Below are 16326 nucleotides of genomic sequence, written 5' to 3' on the forward strand. Positions count from 1 at the left end.
GCAAAAATTCACTCAAAGCCGCAGTCCACTCATAATGAACTGCCTTCAGGTATAGCCCGGGGGATTTTTCCCTCGCAAGGCGAGCGCGGCACAGGCCGTAGCTGCTTTCTTTACCCGGTTATTTTACCACAGGCAGAAAGCGCTGTCAAGCACTTTTTATGCGTTTTGCGGGAAAAATATGACTTTTCCGAAAGGCAGGCCATCAGGGAGCAGCATCTGCCCGGGCATCGGTGCCGCCCACTCCGGCAGGATGACGCGAAGCCATGGTCTAAAGTGTAGGCTGCAATTAAAATCGACCAAAAAACCTTAACGGGAAGTGCGAGGGCTTCTCACGCTGGATGGACTGGCGAGCGGAAGCAGGACGGAGTGGGCGGCACCGACGTTCTCCTACGCTTCGATCAGCCTCCCCAGCTCCAGCGAGTAGATGCCCTTATACGTTACCTTCTTCGGCGCAAAGCGCTTATCGATGGCAAGGGCATAGAGGTTCAGCTGCGGGCGGTAGGCGCTCAGGAAGTCCGCTTCGGTCTTGCGGCGGTCGGTCTTGTAGTCCAGCAGTTCCAGATGATCCGGGAACACCAGCACAAGGTCTGCAATGCCCTGCACCAGCACCTGCTCATCCTGCACGGCGGCGGCTTCCTGCGCGGAAGCTCCCTGTGCCGTCAGCACGGCCGACGCGGGCAGCGCCGTGATGAAGGCCAGCTCCCGCAGCACCTTTTCGGCTGCGCAGATCTTTGCAAAGGCTTCGCTCTCGGCAAAGCGGCGGATGCGGCCTGCATTGAGTTTTTCCGCAATTTCCGGGGCCACCAGCTGGGTGTCCACCTGCCGCTGGCGCTCTGCAAGGATGGCTTCCTCCAGCGTGCCCGCCGCTTTGGCAGCAGCAAGGGAGGCAAAGTCCGCATGTTCCAGAAAAGCGTGCAGAGCCGTGCCCATCTCGGCGGCGGTCAGTCCGTCCTTGGAGAGAAAGGCAGGGCGTTCCAGCGTGGTCTGCTCGGCCTTGTGCACGATGCTGGTCACGCTGACCTTGGCGGGCACCGCAGCCAGTTTTGCCGCCGGATACCGCCATGCAAAGCCCTCCTGCAGCTGAGCCACCAATGCCGGGTCTGCCGGGACAGGCTCTGCCGCTTCCGGTTCCTGTTCCGGTGTTTCCGGCTCCGGCTGAGCTTCCTGCACCGTGACCATGATCTCGCTTTCCGTAAACACAAAGGGCAGTTCCAGATCTCCTGCCAGCCGCCGCAGCGGCCCGCCGAAGGGATGCACCAGCAGCGCTGCACGCAGCCAGTCGGCAAAGCTGCCCGCCTGCTGGTTCAGCGTTTCTCCCGCGCCCGCAGCAAGGAATGCTGCCGCCTTGGCAAAGGGATTGCCGGTCTTGGTCATGCCCAGCGGCACCGTGAGGATCAGCTTATCCTGTGCACGGGTGAGTGCCACATATAAAAGGCGCATCTGCTCGCTGCGCGTTTCCTGCGCATGGACGCTGGCAAGAGCTGCGTAGGCTGCAGTCTTGTACATGCTCTCGCCCTGTTCCGGGCGCAGGCGCAGGCCCGCGCCGTATTCCCGGTGCAGCAGCACCGGCTGGTAAGTGTCGCTCAGGTTAAAGTGCCGGGCCGTGTCGCCCACGAACACCACCGGGAACTGCAGACCCTTGGAGCGATGGATGGTCATGATGGTCACACAGCCAGGCCGCGCACCGCCGGGCACAGTGTCCTGCCCGGTAGAACCTGCCTGCGCCGCCGCGTCGATGGCACGCACCAGCGCCGAGATGCCGTTTGCACCGGTCTGTGCACAGAAAGCCGCAAAGCGCCGGGCATCTTCCCGGCGGTGCGCACCGTTTTCCAGTACGCCCAGCGCAGCAAGATAGCCGGTGGAGACAAAGATCTCTTCCAGCAGCTGTTCTGCCGGGGCACTGCGGGCCATGCGCCGCAGTGCGGTGAGTCGGTCATAAAAGTCTTTCACCTTTTGGGTGAACGGCGTTTCATCACCATTCTGCACCACCTGCAGCACTGCGCCGTACAGACTCATGCGGGAAGCCCTTTTGCCCGTTTCCTTCGCGCCCTGTTCCTCCTGCGCCTTTTTCTGCATTGCGGCGCTCTGGGCACGCAGGCGTACAAGGTCGTCGTCCGTAAAGCCGAACATCGGCCCCAGCATGGCGGCGGCAAGGTAGATATCCTGCGCCGGGTTGTCGATGACCTTCAAAAGCGAGATCAGCGGCCGGATGTGCGCTGCTTCCATCAAGTTTTCGCGCGCATCCGCATACACCGGGATGCCCCGGGCCGTGAGCGCTTCCTCATAAGCGTGGAAGTCGCCGCGCGCCGCCAGCAGGATGCAGCAATCCTCGTACTGCACCGGGCGGGTGGAGCTGCCGTCCCGCACTGGTTCGCCGTTTTTCACCAGTTCTTCAATGCGCTGGGCGATCCACGCCGCGTCGGTCTCAGCGGTGTCGTCGGGCAGGAAGTGCGCTTCCACGCTGCCTGCGTAGTCGCCGGGTGCACCGCACACAAGACGCTGGCCGTCGCCGTAAGCCGTATCGCCCAGCTGGGGGGTCATGAGCTGTTCAAAGATAAAGTTGATGCCTGCCACCACCTGCGGGGCGGAGCGGAAGTTTGCATCCAGCGCCAGCAGAGCGTTTCCGCCTGCCGTACCCTTCTCCGGGCGGGGGCGGGCAGTGCCGCCGGGCAACGGTGCCCATGCGTTCAGCTTAGCCCGGAAGATGCTGGGGTCGGCCTGACGGAAGCGGTAGATGCTCTGCTTCAGGTCGCCCACAAGGAACAGGTCATCCCCCTCCGGGGAAGCAAGGCAGCGGTAAATGGCATCCTGCAAAGCGTTCGTGTCCTGATATTCGTCCACCATCACGGCGGCATAGCTTTGCCGGATGCTCTGGCACAGCGGGGTGCACACGCCATCCGGTGTGCGCAGCAGCCGCAGGGCCTGATGCTCAAAATCGCTGAATTCCAGCAGCTTGCGCTCCTTTTTCTTTGCCGAGAAGCGGGCATCAAAATCCCTCACGGCGGCAAACAGCACCCGCAGCCGGGGCAGCGCCTCCCTGCGGTCCGCTTCGGCCTCCTCCTCGCTGCAGGAGATAAGCTCCATGATCTGCTCGAACAGCTTGGCGGCTTCGTCCGTGCGGGTGCGCACCGCCGCCTTGTGGTCGCCGGTCAGCCGTTTTTTCATGCCCTTGAAGCCGGGTATCTCCTCCATGCCCAGCACATAGGGTGTCAGCTTATCGTACAGCGGTGTCCACTGCCCTGCCGCAGCCAGCCGTTCCACCTCGCCCAGCAGGGCGGCGGCGCTTTCCAGCCGGGAGAGCGGCTCTGCAAATTTATCGTTGACACCGGCCACGGCCTTTGCCTTGGAAGCAGCGGTCTTGCCTTTTTCCTCGGCCTGTGCCTGTGCAAGGACAAAATCTTCCTTACAGTCTGCCAGCGCTGCCGTCAGCAGTTCCCGCGCGGCCTTTGCGCAGCGGGCCGCTTCCGCCAGCAGCAGGTCATGCCAGCAGGTAAAGTCAAAACCGTTTTCCTGCTGCCATGGTGCCAGATATTCGTCCAGCCTGCGGTCGTAGTCCGGCAGAGCGCGCAGAAAATCGTACACATGCAGGATGGTATTGCCTGCGGCCTGATCGGTGCGGCCCTTGCCGTAAAGGTCTGCAAAGGCACAGAAGTCCGGGTCACGGTAGGCATTTTCCAGCGTTTCGGCCAGCGCCGAAGCCCGCAGCACCTCCACGCTGCCGGGGTCTGCCGGGGCAAAGTCCGGCGGGATGTCCAGTGCCTGAAAGTGCTTGTGCAGCAGGTCCAGACAGAACGCGTCAATGGTGCAGATGGGTGCGCGCTGCAAAAGCATCCGCTGGCGGCGCAGGCTCGTGTTGTGGGGCTGCTGCTGGCTGAGCCGCAGCAGTGCCTGCCCGATGCGCGCCCGCAGCTCCGCCGCCGCCGCATTGGTAAAGGTGACGATGAGCAGTTTGTCCGCATCCACCGGGTGGTCCGGATCGGTGATGAGCCGCACGGCGCGTTCGGTCAGCACGGCTGTTTTGCCGCTGCCCGCCGCTGCGCTCACCAGCAGCGCACCACCCCGGTCCTCAATAGCAGCGCGCTGGGCCGGGGTCCATTTGGGTCCACTCACGCCTGCTCACCCTCCTTCTCGTTCTCGGTCTCTTCCGGCTCAAAGGGCTTGGCCGGGGCTTCCAGTGCCCGCTCGCCGATGCCGGTCTCGTGGCAGCAGATAAAGCTGTAGTCGCACCAGACGCAGGGGTTCCTGCCTGCGCCTGCCACCAGCGGTTCCGCAGCGATCTGCCCATCGTAAAGCTGCTGGCCCATCTGGGTGACAAGATCATCCAGATGCAGCTGGATGCGGTTGAGCTTTGCAATATCGGCACGCTTATCCTTCTGGCTGGGGCTGGGTACACCGTTGCGGTAGCCAAAGGGCAGGTAGCGGCCCGTCTCATCCGCATCCATGGCATCGAACACCTTCTGCTCATCCCTCACAAGGCCGTCCAGCTCGTACTGCACGTCCTGCTGTGCCTGCTGGCGGTTGGTGGTCTTGGGGGCCGGGTCTGCCAGCAGATACAGCACGCCTGCCGGTTCCGCACCGGTAAAGCGGCCGCTCTTATCCCGCGTCAGGCTGAACAGATACAAAAGCATCTGGCAGTCCAGCCCACAGTATACCTCTTTCAGGTTCAGTTTTTTGGTGCCGGTCTTATAGTCCACCACCCGCACCCAGCGGGTGCCGTCTTCCTCCACCCACTCGTCGGCACGGTCCACCGTGCCCACCAGCTGCACGGTGCGCCCGTCCGAGAGATGATACACCTGCCCGGGCACGGCGTCCTCCCCGGAGCCGATGCGCAGCTCACAGGCTGCCGGGTGGAAGCAGGACTGCTTCTGTTCGTCCCGCAGGTAGCACAAAAGGCTTGTCATGCTTTTTTTGAGCCGCGAGAGCAGATAGGCGAACCGGGCCGTATCCTCCGGCAGATAACGCTTTGCATATTCGTCCACCAGCAGGCCGGCAAGGCCTGCCATGGCATCATCGTCCAGCTCCAGAAATGGGGCCAGCCCGGCGCAGGGATTATCCGCATCCGGGTGCGGGTCCAGCGCCATCTGCAGCACCCAGTGCATCAGGGTGCCGCTCTGGTCGGCTGAAAGCTCGGCCCGCCTGCGGGGCTTCAGGCCCAGCACATACTGCAGGAAATAGCCATACCGGCAGGTATAGTATTTTTCCAGCTGGCTGGGCGAAATGCGCAGCCGCTGCCCCAGCAGGCCGCTCAGCGCAGACAGATCGTTCACCTGCCGGGGCGGGTCCTCCTCCATGCGCTGCAGCAGCGCAAGGCCCCGGGGTGCATCCGTCTGCGGCAGACGCAGCGCCTCCGTCAGGCTGGCGCGTTCCGTGTCGGTCAGCGGCCAGCCGCCCAGCGTATCCAGTGCATCGGCGGGGGTGGCTGCAAGGTCGGGAAGCTCCAGCTCCGGTGCCGCCGGGTGCAGGGCCTCCACGATGGGCTCCAGCGCTGCGCACAGGGTCTTGCCCTGCCCCTTGGGCCAGCTGAGCCACAACCCCTTGGCCGGTGCGGTGAGGGCTTTGTAAACGCACACCTGCTCGCGCACCACGCGGTTCTCAAAGCAGTCCGGCAGATCGATCTGCTTTGCCATCAGAACATCGCGGTCGGCGTGGGTCAGAAGGCCCGTCTCGGACGGTGCACAGGGAAATTCGCCCTCCGCAAGGCCCAGCACGAACACATAGTCCGGCGCGTCCAGACGCATTTTGCCCGCGCTTGCCAGCACCACGGCATCCAGCGTCTGCGGGATATGCCCAAGGTCCGAAGAGCGCAGCAGCAGGCTGAACAGGTCCTCATATTCTGCAAAGGTCACACCCTGCCCGCCCAGCAGGTGGGCCATTTCGTCCAGCAGCTGCATCACCACGTTCCACTCGCGGGCCGCTTCCTCTGCCGCCGGGATGCCCCGGGCAGTGCGGACGGCTTCCACCAGCGCTGCCTGCTGCTCTTCTGCACCCAGCTTTTTCAGGCAGAAATACAGTTCCCGGCTGATCTGTTCGGCGCTGCCGCCCCGCACCTTGCTGCGCAGTTCGTCCACGGCTGTTACCAGCAGCTGGCGGGCAGTCTCGGCATCCTCCAGCGTTTTTGCATCCTCATCGGACAGTTCATTTTCGCCGAAGCCCTTGGGGCTTTTCTCAAATTTTGTGCGCCATGCCGCCGCATTGGGTGACCAGGTATAGGCATAGTTTTCCAGCGCGCAGACCTGCGGCTCGGTCAGAGCGCACAGGCCGGTCTTGGCAAGAATGGTCAGGTTTTCGGTCATATCCGCACCGCGCAGCAGTGCCAGCAGTGCACGCACCGCCGTAGCCGGGGCGCTGAACTCCGGGGTGGTGGGTTCATCGCAGTAAAGCGGGATATCTGCCATACGGAACTCGTACCGGATGGCCGCACGGTAATCCGGGATATTGCGGCAGACCACGGCCATTTTGCCGCAGCGCACGCCCTGCCGCATCAGGCGGCGGATGGCCGCAGCGGTGCAGCGGGCTTCCTCTTCCCGGCTGGCAGCGGCAAACAGCCGCACCTCCGGCGCAGCGGGCGGCACCTCACAGGTGCCAGTCTCCAAAAGCTCTGTCACAGCCGCAAGGCCGGGCGCATCCTTATGGCGCAGGTCGCGGCGCAGCAGCTCCGGCACTGCCGCATCAGCACCATTTTTGCGGGCCAGCTGCCGCAGCTGTGCGGCCACCTGCTTTGCGCCGGAGAAAAGCCCCATATCCCCCGGCACCATGGGCGCACCGTCGTCGCACAGGGCCACCGTGACGGTGGGCAGCGCCGCCAACATCGCGCCCATCAGCCGCTTTTTGGGTGCGTTGAAGGTATCGAACTCGTCAATGAACACCTCCCGCTCCCGCAGAAAGTCCGGCAGTTCGCCCCGGGCAAGAGCGGCTTCCAGCCGGTCAGCCGCCAGCTCCAGCCGGTCGGCGGGGTCCATGCCGGTGCCCGCCAGCAGCGTTTCGTACCCCTGAAAGATCAGTGCCAGCTCGCTCAGCTTGCCGCTTTCCGGCCCGCAGTCCGGCGCAAGCTCTGCCAGCTGTGCGCCGGAAAGGCCGGCACTTTTCAGCTCGTCGATGGTCTGGGCTGCCATCTGGCAGAAGGCCGCACTGCGGCGGTGGCGGTAGTAGTAATGCACATGATCCTGCAGCTCTTCCAGCGCGCGGCGCACCAGCACGGCGCGGCCCGCGTCCGAAAGGGTCTGCACCGCCGCGCCGCCCTCGGCAGAGAGGATGCGCTCGGCCAGACTGGTAAAGGAAAAGCTTTCCACCATGCCGGAAAGAGCATCGCCCAGTTCCCGGTAGATGCGGCCCTCCGTGCTGGAAGTGAACTGTTCCGGCACCAGAAGGATGCTGCGCCGGCCCTGTTCGGCCCGGGCCTTGATGCGGGAATAGAGCAGAGTGGTCTTGCCGCTACCGGAGCCGCCTAAAACCAGTTTGAGCATGGGGCACTTCCTCCTAAAAAAACGATCTGTGTTTATTGTAACACGAAAATCCTCTCAAAAAAAGTGTTATTCTCTACCTTTTAGCCTGCAGCTGTGGTACACTTGGATCGACAAACTTTTCCACACAAGAGAGGAAGCCTGTATGAAAATTTTAGCTGTTGACTACGGCGACAGCCGCACCGGCCTTGCCACCTGTGACCACACCGAGTTCCTTACAACGGCCATCACCCCGCAGATCACCCTGAAAGCCCGCAACAAGGTGGCGGCACGGGTGTGCGAAGTGGCCAAGGAGATCGGAGCCGAGCTGATCGTGATCGGCCTGCCGCTGAACATGGATGGTACCGAGGGCGAACGCGCCATCAAGAGCCGCAAGCTGGCAAAGACTGTCGAGATCTGGAGCGGCCTGCCGGTACGCATGTGGGACGAGCGCCAGACCACCTGCGCCGCCGCCGACCTGCTGGACGAGAGCGGCACCTTTGGCACAAAGCGCAAGGAGATTCTGGATTCGGTCAGCGCCACCGTCATTCTGGACGATTATCTTGCATGGCGGAAGGAACACCCGGGGGAGATATAAGAAAAAGGACACCTGACGGTGTCCTTTTTCTTATTCGTACTGCGTAATGCTCACGCTGTTGATGGTGATGTCCTCACGGGGCTTTTGGTTTTCGTCCACGGCGGTCTGGCCGATGGCATCCACCACGTCCATGCCCTCGTACACCTGCCCCAGCACGGTATCGGTGTAGTCAAGATAAGGCGCGCCGCCGACGGTCTGATAGGCCGAAACCACCTCCGCGCGGTAGCCCGCGCTGTTCATCTGGTCCACAAGCTCCTGCGTCACCGACTGGTCTCCCGGCAGCGTCTGCATCACGTAAAAAACGCTGGCGCACTCGCCGGAAGCATCGGTGCCCATACACAGGGCACCGGAATAATGGTGCAGGCTGTCGGTGGTCTCAGCCGGGTAGCGGCTGCCGTTCCAGATGGTGCTGCCCCTGCCGTCGGCCCCCTGCCCGGCCTCCACCACAAAGCCGCTCTCCACGCGGGAGAAGGTCAGGCCGTTGTAGTAGCCTGCCTGCACAAGGCCCGCAAAGTTATCATAGGCCTGCGGGGCTTTGTCCGGGAAAAGCACCGCCTTGAACACGCCTGCCGAGGTATCGAACACCGCAATGGTGTCCCCCGCCGCAGGGTGGGCAAACTGCAGCTCTGCCGATTCCACTGCCGGGCGGTCGATCTTCTGGACTGTACTGCCGCCGCTGCCTTTGCCAAAGTGCAGAAAGCTCCCGGCACTGCAGCCCGTCAGCACCAGCGCCGCTGCCAGCACAAACGCCACCCATCTTTTTTTATGCATCATTTCCACCCACGCTCCATACTCTATAGTAACCTGCACGGCACACCGTGCACAGAAGATTCAGAGGATAGTATATCATATTCTGCCACAGAGTGCGAGAGCAAATGCGTGAAAATTTGTTACACAATTTCTGTGCGAAAAAGCATCTTGACGAGCAGGCAAAAAAACGCTACACTATATGCAGGCCAAGCGGGCGGCACACAAACAGCCCGTTTTATGACACGATACAGGAGACAATATCTATGTCTGACGAAATCAAGAACCCTAACACCGAAGAAGATCAGCCCGACCTGATGACCCTGGAGGATGAGGACGGCAACGAGATCACATTTGAGGTGATCGATGCGCTGGACTACAAGGGTGTGCATTATCTGGCTGCTGTGGAATACGCCGAGACCGAAGAGGAAGCTGAGAATGCTCAGCTGGTCATCCTGAGCGTTGGCGAGGATGATGAAGGCGAATATCTGGATGTCGTGGACGACGACGAGCTGCTGCTGGAGCTGGGCAAGCTGTTTGAAGAGCGCCTGAGCGACGAGTACGACATCGAAGAATAATTCCAGACAAATTACCCGGCAAAACTTCCTGCCCGGCTCGATTTGTTGCGGTTTATATGATCCTACTAATCATTCAACGGGAGCCCGGAGTTCTCCGGCGGATTGCAGACCTCCCCGCCATGGGTCGACCATGGAGGTTCGATGAGGAAGCGCGAATCCGGCGACAGGGCACCCACCTGTCCGTAAGGGTAGGTTTGATTGACCGCAGACGACCGGGCGGGATCTTTTTATAGCAATCCATCCACCGCTGTCCTCTGCAAAAACAGAGACAGTGTGTGGATTTTTTTATTTCCCTGAATATGGAAAGGATGTGCATTGCGGCATGAAGTCAGAACATCTGGTTGGCACCTCCATCCCCCGTTTCACCTTTGATACCCCCACCACACCGGGCAATGATTTTTACAAGCTGTGCGAAGGGGAGCACCCTCTTGTCATGATCTTCCTGCCTGCCTTTGACCACCCTGTCACCCGGGAATACCTGACCCGCTACCTGCAAACCCTACCCAGACTGCGCGGCGTGCGGCTGGCCTGCGTGGTGCGTTCCTCGCCCCGCATGGTGGCAAAGGCCACGCAGGGGGCCGAGTTTCCCTTCACCCTCATCTGCGACGCGCCGGGGGTGCTGTACGGCTACCTTGGCGTAGAACAGGCCCGCGGCATCCTGAGCTGGAGCTTTGCGGCCCAGCGCATCTACAAAGCGGCCAAAGAGCAGGGCTACCGCTACAACAGCAATGCTCCGCAGCAGCTGCCGCTGACGCTGGTGGTGGGCCACATGGGTAAGATCCTGTTTACCCATTCCGGCCGCAGCCAGACCGACCTGCCGGAGGACTGCGCCGCCATCCGTGAGATCACCCGCGAGGTGGTGCGCACCATGGCCGAGGACCAGCGGCGTGCACACCCCCACTGCTCCGACGAGACGCTCACCCTGCCGGATCTGGTAGGCTGGGATGATCTTGACGGAAGCAGTAATTGAGTCAACAAGCAAAAGCACCTGCAATTGGTTTTGCAAGTGCTTTTGTTTTTGCATGATTTTTCAGCTTTCAGAGGAACTATCGTCCGAAAACAGCCCCGGGATGCCGCACAGGGCTGCGATGCCCACCAGCGTGAACACGATGCGGGACCAGATGGACGCGCTGCCGCCCAGCAGCCAGCCCACAAAATCGAACTGGAACAGCCCCACAAGGCCCCAGTTGATGCCGCCCACGATCAACAGGATCAGGCAGATTTTATAAAAGGTCTGCACAAAAAAGACCTCCTTCCCTTGCGGGCAGTATGCCCCGTGGGAAGGAGGTCTATGCATTTTTATCGGCTCACCCGTGCGCCGCCGCGGTCAGGCTGCGCCACGTACACCTGCTTCCAGCGCCGCTTTGCGGCCTGTGCAGCAGCCCGTGCGGCCCCTTCGTCCCGGAATACGCCGAACACCGCCGCACCGCTGCCGGTCATCAGGGCGGTGACAGCACCATGCTCCCGCAGCAGGGTCTTGATGGCCCCGGTATCCTTTGCCCCACTGCACTCTTCCAGCGCATTGCCGGCAGCGGCACAAAGGGCATCCAGATCTCCGGCACGGATAGCGGCTTCCTGCGCTCCGCAGTCCGGGTGGATGCTGCTGCCCACCTTATCGTAAGCTGCAAAGGCTTCCGGGGTGGAAACGCCGTAGTCCGGCATCACCACCGTGAACCAGCACTCCGGCACCGGCGGCAGCGCCTTGAGAAAATCGCCCACACCCTGCACCCGGCAGGTGCCGCCCATCAGGGCAAAGGGCACGTCCGCACCGATCTTTGCGCCCAGTGCACACAGCTCACTCATGGAAAGGTGCGCACCGTACAGCTCGTTCATGCCCACCAGCACAGCGGCGGCATCGGCGCTGCCGCCTGCCATACCTGCCCGCACCGGGGTATTCTTATAGATGGTGATGTCCACCCCCGCCAGAAGGCCGGTGTAGTCAAAAAAGGCCAGCGCTGCCTTGATGGCAGTGTTTTTGTCGTTGGGGGCCACCAGACTGCCCGGCAGCCGCAGGTCCAGATAGGGACTGCGGCGCAGCACCACCCGCTCGTAGAGGGTGATAGCCTGCATGGTCATGTCCAGATCATGGTAGCCGCCCGGCAGAAGGCCCACCACATCCAGCGCCAGATTGAGCTTTGCGGGGGCCAGAACGGTCACGCAGTTGAACCTTGCCATTTGTTCCTCCTCAGATTCCGTGATAGATGCCGTTTTCCTGCAGGAATTCCCGGATGCGCCGGAGCGCTTCCTTCAGATGCTCCACGCTGTAGGCGTAGGAAATGCGGGCGTAGCCTTCGCCGGAAGCGCCAAAGGCGTCGCCGGGGATGATGGCCACATGCTTCTGTTCCAGCAGCTTCGTGCAGAAATCCTGACTGCTCATGCCCGTGCTCTTGATGCAGGGGAAGGCGTAGAACGCACCGCGCGGCTCAAAGCAGGTCAGGCCCATATCGTTAAAGGACTTCACCACAAGGCGGCGGCGCATATTGTACTCGTCGCGCATGCGGTCGATCTCGCCGTCGCACTCCTTCAGAGCAGTGATGGCGGCGTACTGGCTGGTGGTGGGGGCGCTCATGATGGCGCTCTGGTGGATCTTGGTCATGATCCGGATGATGGGTGCCGGGCCGCAGGCATAGCCCAGACGCCAACCGGTCATGGCGTAAGTCTTGGAGAAGCCGTTCACCACGATGGTGCGCTCGGCCATGCCGGGCAGGGTGGCAATGGAAACATGAGGCCGCAGGCCATAGTTCAGCTCGGCGTAGATCTCATCCGAGAGCACCATGATGTTGGTGCCGCGCAGCACCTCTGCAACGGCTTCCAGATCCTCGCGCTCCATCACCGCACCGGTGGGGTTGTTGGGGAACGGCATGATGAGCAGCTTGGTGCGGGGGGTGATAGCAGCCTTCAGGGCATCGGCACGCAGGCGAAATTCGTCCTCCTGACGGCAGGCCACATGCACCGGCACACCGCCGGACAGGGTGGTGATGGGCTCGTAGCACACAAAGCAGGGCTCCGGGATGATGACCTCGTCCCCGGGCTGCACCAGCGTGCGGATGCACATATCAATGGCTTCGCTGCCGCCCACCGTGATGAGCACCTCGTGCAGCGGGTCGTAGTGCAGGCCCATGCGGCGCTCCAGATACTTTGCCACCTCGGCGCGCAGCTCCTTCAGGCCTGCGTTGGAGGTGTAGCGGGTGCGGCCATGCTCCAGACTCTCAATGCCGGCTTCGCGCACGGCCCATGGCGTTTTAAAGTCCGGCTCGCCCACGCCCAGACTGATGCACTCGGGCATTTCGGCAGCCAGATCGAAAAATTTGCGGATGCCGGAGGGGCGCATGGCCTCAGCGGCAGGCGCGATCAGTTTATCGTAGTCCATCACAGCACCGTGCACTCTCTTTCATCGATTTCTTCGTCCTGATACAGGCGGCCCTCCTTTTTATAGGTGCGCAGCACAAAATGGGTAGCGGTGGACAGCACATCGTCCAGCGGAGAAAGGCGCTTTGCCACGAACAGGGCGATCTCCTGGAAGGTCTGGCCCTTGATGACCAGCTGCAGGTCGTAGCCGCCGCTCATCAGCAGCACGCTCTCCACCTCGTCAAAGGCGGCAATGGTGGCTGCGATCTCGTCAAAGCCGCGGCTCTTCTTGGGGCTGACGTTCAGCGCGATGACGGCCTCCACACGGTTCACACCGGCCTTTTCCCAATCCACAAGGGTCTTGTAGCCCTTGATGATGCCCTGCGCCCGGGCCAGATCGATCATTGCCGCCACCTCGGCGGGGGATTTATTCAGCATCGTGGCGATGTCCTCAATGGGCAGCCGCGCATTGTCTTCCAGGATCTTCAAAAGCTGTTCCATAGTATTTTGCTCCTTCTCAGCCCATAATCGGGAAATAAATTATCTATAAGTATAGCACAAGCTGTAAAAGATTGCACCCGGTTTTTGGGATAGAATGTCTTTTTCCCTTCGTGTCTGTTCTTTTTTACAAAAAGTGTGTTCAAATTTTGCCAAATCTGCTATACTGGAATGGTAAGAGTGTGCCGGAACGCTTGCGGCACCGTTCATCAAAAGGAAAACGAGGGTGGAAACGATGAAAGCATTCATTACCGTCATTGGTCACGATACCGTGGGCGTTGTTGCCAAGGTCGCTGGTCTGTGCACCGAACTGAACATCAATATCGAGGACGTGACCCAGAGCATCCTGCAGGGCATGTTCGCCATGATCATGCTGGTGGATATCAGCAACTGCAATGTGAGCCACGAAGAGCTGCACAAGCGCACCGACGCACTGGCCGCCGAGATGGGGATGCAGATCAACGTGACCCGTCAGGAAGTTTTTGATGCCATGCACACCATCTGATGGAGGGAGTACACAGCTATGAGTATGTTTAATACCGGTGACATCCTCGAGACCATCGAGATGTTCACTCAGGACAATCTGGACGTGCGCACCGTCACCATGGGCATCAGCCTGCTGGACTGCATCGACCCGGACCCGAAGAAGGCGTGCGAGAACATCTATAACAAGATCACCACCAAGGCCGCAAACCTTGTGCCCACGGTGGAGCATATCAGTGCCGAGTACGGTATTCCCATCATCAACAAACGCATCAGTGTTACACCCATCGCCATGCTGCTGGGTGCCTGCCCGGATGCCGACCCCGTGGACTTTGCAAAGACCCTGGATGCCGCCGGTAAAAAGGTGGGTGTAAACTTTGTGGGCGGCTACAGTGCTCTGGTGCACAAGGGCTTTTCTGCCGGTGACCGCCGCCTGATCGAGTCCATTCCCCGCGCACTGGCCGAGACCGACATCGTGTGCAGCTCGGTGAACATCGGTGCCACCAAGGCAGGACTGAATATGGATGCTGTCAAGCTCATGGGCGAGGCCGTCAAGAAGGCCAGTGAGCTGACGGCTGATCGTCAGTGCATCGGTGCCGCAAAGCTGGTGGTGTTCTGCAACGCACCGGAGGACAACCCCTTCATGGCCGGTGCATTCCACGGCCCCGGCGAGCCGGACTGTGAGATCCACGTGGGCGTTTCCGGCCCCGGCGCTGTGCGCGCTGCACTGGCCCGCCTGCCCAAGGATGCCCCCATCGACGAGGTGGCAGAGCTGGTCAAGCGCACCGCCTTCAAGATCACCCGCGTGGGCCAGCTGGTGGCCAATCTGGCTTCTCAGGCACTGGGTGTGCCCGCCGGCATCATCGATCTTTCGCTGGCACCTACCCCCGCCATCGGCGACAGTGTGGCCAACATTCTGGAAGAGATGGGCCTTGAGACCTGCGGCTGCTGCGGTACCACCGCCTGCCTCGCCCTGCTGAACGATGCCGTGAAAAAGGGCGGCGTGATGGCCTCCAACCATGTGGGCGGTCTGTCCGGTGCCTTCATCCCGGTCAGCGAGGATGCCGGCATGATCCACGCCGCCGAGACCGGATGCCTGACCATTGAAAAGCTGGAAGCCATGACCGCCGTCTGCTCGGTGGGCATCGATATGGTCATCATCCCTGGCGACACCACCCCGGCTGTCATCAGCGCCCTGATCGCTGACGAAGCTGCCATTGGCATGGTGAACAGCAAGACCACCGCCGTGCGCGTGATCCCTGCCATTGGCCGCAAGGCTGGCGAGGTGCTGGACTTTGGCGGTCTGCTGGGCTATGGCCCCATCATGGCCGTGAACCAGCACGACCCGTCCGTGTTCATCAACCGCGGCGGCCGCCTGCCTGCCCCCATGCAGTCGCTGAAGAACTAAGAGAATAAATCTACTCCAACAGGCCCATCCTCTGGATAACATTTCCAGAAGAAGGGTCTGTTTTTATGTTATCCAGAATGCTTACACGCGCTCAGATGGCTCTGCTCTGCCTTGGCCTGTTTCTCGCCCTTGCTCTGTGTGGCGCATGGCAGGCATTTGCATGGGGCCGCACCCAGCTGGACACCGGGGCGCTGGTGTGCGCCGACACCCTGCGCCTGCACATCCGGGCTGAGAGCGATTCCATTGCCAGCCAGAGCGCAAAGCTCCATGTGCGGGATGCCGTGCTTGCCTATCTGGACACCGCCTGCCCGGCACAGAGCAAACCGGAAGCGATCGCCTGGGCGGCACAGCATCTATTTGAGCTGCAGCTCACAGCCCGGCACGCGCTGGCACAGCTGGGCATCCGCACACCGGTGCGGGTGCAGCTGGTAAATATGTACTTTGCCACCCGGCGCTACGCTTCGGGCACTCTTCCCGCCGGGCGGTACGACGCTTTGCGCATCGATCTCGGTGCCGGAAAAGGCCGCAACTGGTGGTGCGTGCTCTACCCGGGCCTGTGCCGCTCTGCCTGCGGCAGTTACGCCCAGCCTGCCGAAAACGACCTGGTCTGCGGGGAGTACATCCTGCGCTTCAAAGTGGTGGAGTGGGTGCAGCAGCGCACCGCCCGCCGGGAGGACGTGGTGCTGCTTGGGTAACGCCCGGCGCTTTTGCCGCATAGCATAGGGCGAAAGGAGCGTGTGATCATTATGGCGATCCCTGCTTATTATTCCCTGCTCCAGCGCGGCTCCTCCGGGCCGGACGTAGCTCTTGTGCAGACCTGGCTCAACGGTGTGCGCGACGCCTGCACATGGTACAGCGAGCTGAAGGCCGATGGAAAATTCGGCATTTCCACCGAGAACGCCGTGAAGGAGTTCCAACTCAAAAACAAGATGAATGTGGACGGCAAGGTGGGCGCGAACACATGGAACGTGCTCTACACCCGCTACACGGCCAAGCACGGCCTGCATGTGCCCTACCCCGGCATTGCCCTGCGCAGCGGCTCTTCCGGCGGCACGGTGCGTCTGGTGCAGCAGAAGCTCAATTCGCTGGGTGAACGGCTGAACGCCGACGGCAGGTTCGGCGCGGCAACGGCAGCGGCTGTGCAGCGGTTCCAGCGCCGCAACGGCCTTACCGCCGACGGCGTGGTCGGCGAAGGAACATGGGAGAAGATGTTCTGATTTAAGGGAA

The 16326-nt window shown here is 61.5% G+C and carries 14 protein-coding genes and 1 other RNA gene; 8 read left to right on the forward strand and 7 right to left on the reverse strand.

From position 1 onward, the window contains the following. Positions 1 to 387: 387 nt before the first annotated feature. Entirely contained in the window at positions 388 to 4110 is a 3723-nt protein-coding gene (locus DWV57_RS09195; RefSeq protein ID WP_120020598.1) for a UvrD-helicase domain-containing protein, read from the reverse strand. Further along, positions 4107 to 7463: a PD-(D/E)XK nuclease family protein gene (locus DWV57_RS09200; RefSeq protein ID WP_120020599.1), complete on the reverse strand. Its 3357-nt coding sequence runs from the start codon at positions 7461 to 7463 to the stop codon at positions 4107 to 4109. The genes DWV57_RS09195 and DWV57_RS09200 overlap by 4 nt, the downstream gene beginning before the upstream one ends. Positions 7464 to 7605: 142 nt before the next feature. On the opposite strand from DWV57_RS09200, the gene ruvX reads away from it, so the two are divergent. Next, entirely contained in the window at positions 7606 to 8037 is a 432-nt protein-coding gene (ruvX, locus tag DWV57_RS09205; RefSeq protein ID WP_120020600.1) for a Holliday junction resolvase RuvX, read from the forward strand. A 30-nt stretch (positions 8038 to 8067) separates the two neighbouring features. Here ruvX and DWV57_RS09210 read toward each other — a convergent pair whose 3' ends face one another. Beyond that, a complete protein-coding gene (locus tag DWV57_RS09210) occupies positions 8068 to 8811 on the reverse strand; it encodes a peptidylprolyl isomerase (protein WP_243112330.1) in 744 nt (247 codons plus the stop codon). A 239-nt stretch (positions 8812 to 9050) separates the two neighbouring features. Between DWV57_RS09210 and DWV57_RS09215 the strand changes: the two genes are divergently transcribed. The 3 genes from DWV57_RS09215 to DWV57_RS09225 all read left to right on the forward strand — a co-directional run bounded on the left by DWV57_RS09215 (position 9051) and on the right by DWV57_RS09225 (position 10332). After that, positions 9051 to 9362 carry a DUF1292 domain-containing protein gene (locus tag DWV57_RS09215; RefSeq protein ID WP_097776541.1) on the forward strand — a complete coding sequence of 104 codons (312 nt, stop codon included), beginning with the start codon at positions 9051 to 9053 and terminating at the stop codon, positions 9360 to 9362. A 22-nt stretch (positions 9363 to 9384) separates the two neighbouring features. Next, positions 9385 to 9589, forward strand: a non-coding RNA gene (gene ssrS, locus DWV57_RS09220) — 6S RNA. 95 nt (positions 9590 to 9684) lie between these two features. Beyond that, positions 9685 to 10332 (forward strand): AhpC/TSA family protein, encoded by a 648-nt coding sequence (locus DWV57_RS09225; RefSeq protein WP_044954019.1) that lies wholly within the window; start codon positions 9685 to 9687, stop codon positions 10330 to 10332. Positions 10333 to 10392: 60 nt separating this feature from the next. On the opposite strand, the gene DWV57_RS09230 is transcribed toward DWV57_RS09225, so the two are convergent. The 4 genes from DWV57_RS09230 to DWV57_RS09245 are packed head-to-tail and all read right to left on the reverse strand — an operon-like array spanning position 10393 to position 13211. Beyond that, positions 10393 to 10602, reverse strand: coding sequence for a DUF378 domain-containing protein (locus tag DWV57_RS09230; RefSeq protein WP_243111425.1), 210 nt, complete (start codon positions 10600 to 10602; stop codon positions 10393 to 10395). A gap of 59 nt (positions 10603 to 10661) precedes the next feature. Continuing rightward, entirely contained in the window at positions 10662 to 11537 is an 876-nt protein-coding gene (gene ispE / locus DWV57_RS09235; RefSeq protein ID WP_120020602.1) for a 4-(cytidine 5'-diphospho)-2-C-methyl-D-erythritol kinase, read from the reverse strand. 10 nt (positions 11538 to 11547) lie between these two features. Beyond that, positions 11548 to 12732 carry an aminotransferase class I/II-fold pyridoxal phosphate-dependent enzyme gene (locus DWV57_RS09240; protein WP_097776537.1) on the reverse strand — a complete coding sequence of 395 codons (1185 nt, stop codon included), beginning with the start codon at positions 12730 to 12732 and terminating at the stop codon, positions 11548 to 11550. Next, positions 12732 to 13211: an Lrp/AsnC family transcriptional regulator gene (locus tag DWV57_RS09245; RefSeq protein ID WP_120020603.1), complete on the reverse strand. Its 480-nt coding sequence runs from the start codon at positions 13209 to 13211 to the stop codon at positions 12732 to 12734. Before DWV57_RS09245 ends, DWV57_RS09240 begins: the two co-directional genes overlap by 1 nt. 232 nt (positions 13212 to 13443) lie before the next feature. On the opposite strand from DWV57_RS09245, the gene DWV57_RS09255 reads away from it, so the two are divergent. The 4 genes from DWV57_RS09255 to DWV57_RS09270 all read left to right on the forward strand — a co-directional run bounded on the left by DWV57_RS09255 (position 13444) and on the right by DWV57_RS09270 (position 16316). Continuing rightward, positions 13444 to 13713: an ACT domain-containing protein gene (locus tag DWV57_RS09255; protein ID WP_005944416.1), complete on the forward strand. Its 270-nt coding sequence runs from the start codon at positions 13444 to 13446 to the stop codon at positions 13711 to 13713. Between the two features lie 18 nt (positions 13714 to 13731). Further along, positions 13732 to 15099, forward strand: coding sequence for a PFL family protein (locus DWV57_RS09260; protein WP_097775249.1), 1368 nt, complete (start codon positions 13732 to 13734; stop codon positions 15097 to 15099). A 65-nt stretch (positions 15100 to 15164) separates the two neighbouring features. After that, on the forward strand, positions 15165 to 15794 hold the full coding sequence (locus DWV57_RS09265) for a stage II sporulation protein R (protein WP_243112331.1): 630 nt from the start codon (positions 15165 to 15167) through the stop codon (positions 15792 to 15794). Between the two features lie 51 nt (positions 15795 to 15845). Then, a complete protein-coding gene (locus DWV57_RS09270; RefSeq protein WP_097776534.1) occupies positions 15846 to 16316 on the forward strand; it encodes a peptidoglycan-binding protein in 471 nt (156 codons plus the stop codon). Positions 16317 to 16326: the final 10 nt, after the last annotated feature.

The sequence above is a fragment of the Faecalibacterium sp. AF10-46 genome (assembly GCF_003604105.1).
In the GTDB taxonomy this organism is placed as follows: Bacteria; Bacillota; Clostridia; order Oscillospirales; family Ruminococcaceae; genus Faecalibacterium; species Faecalibacterium taiwanense.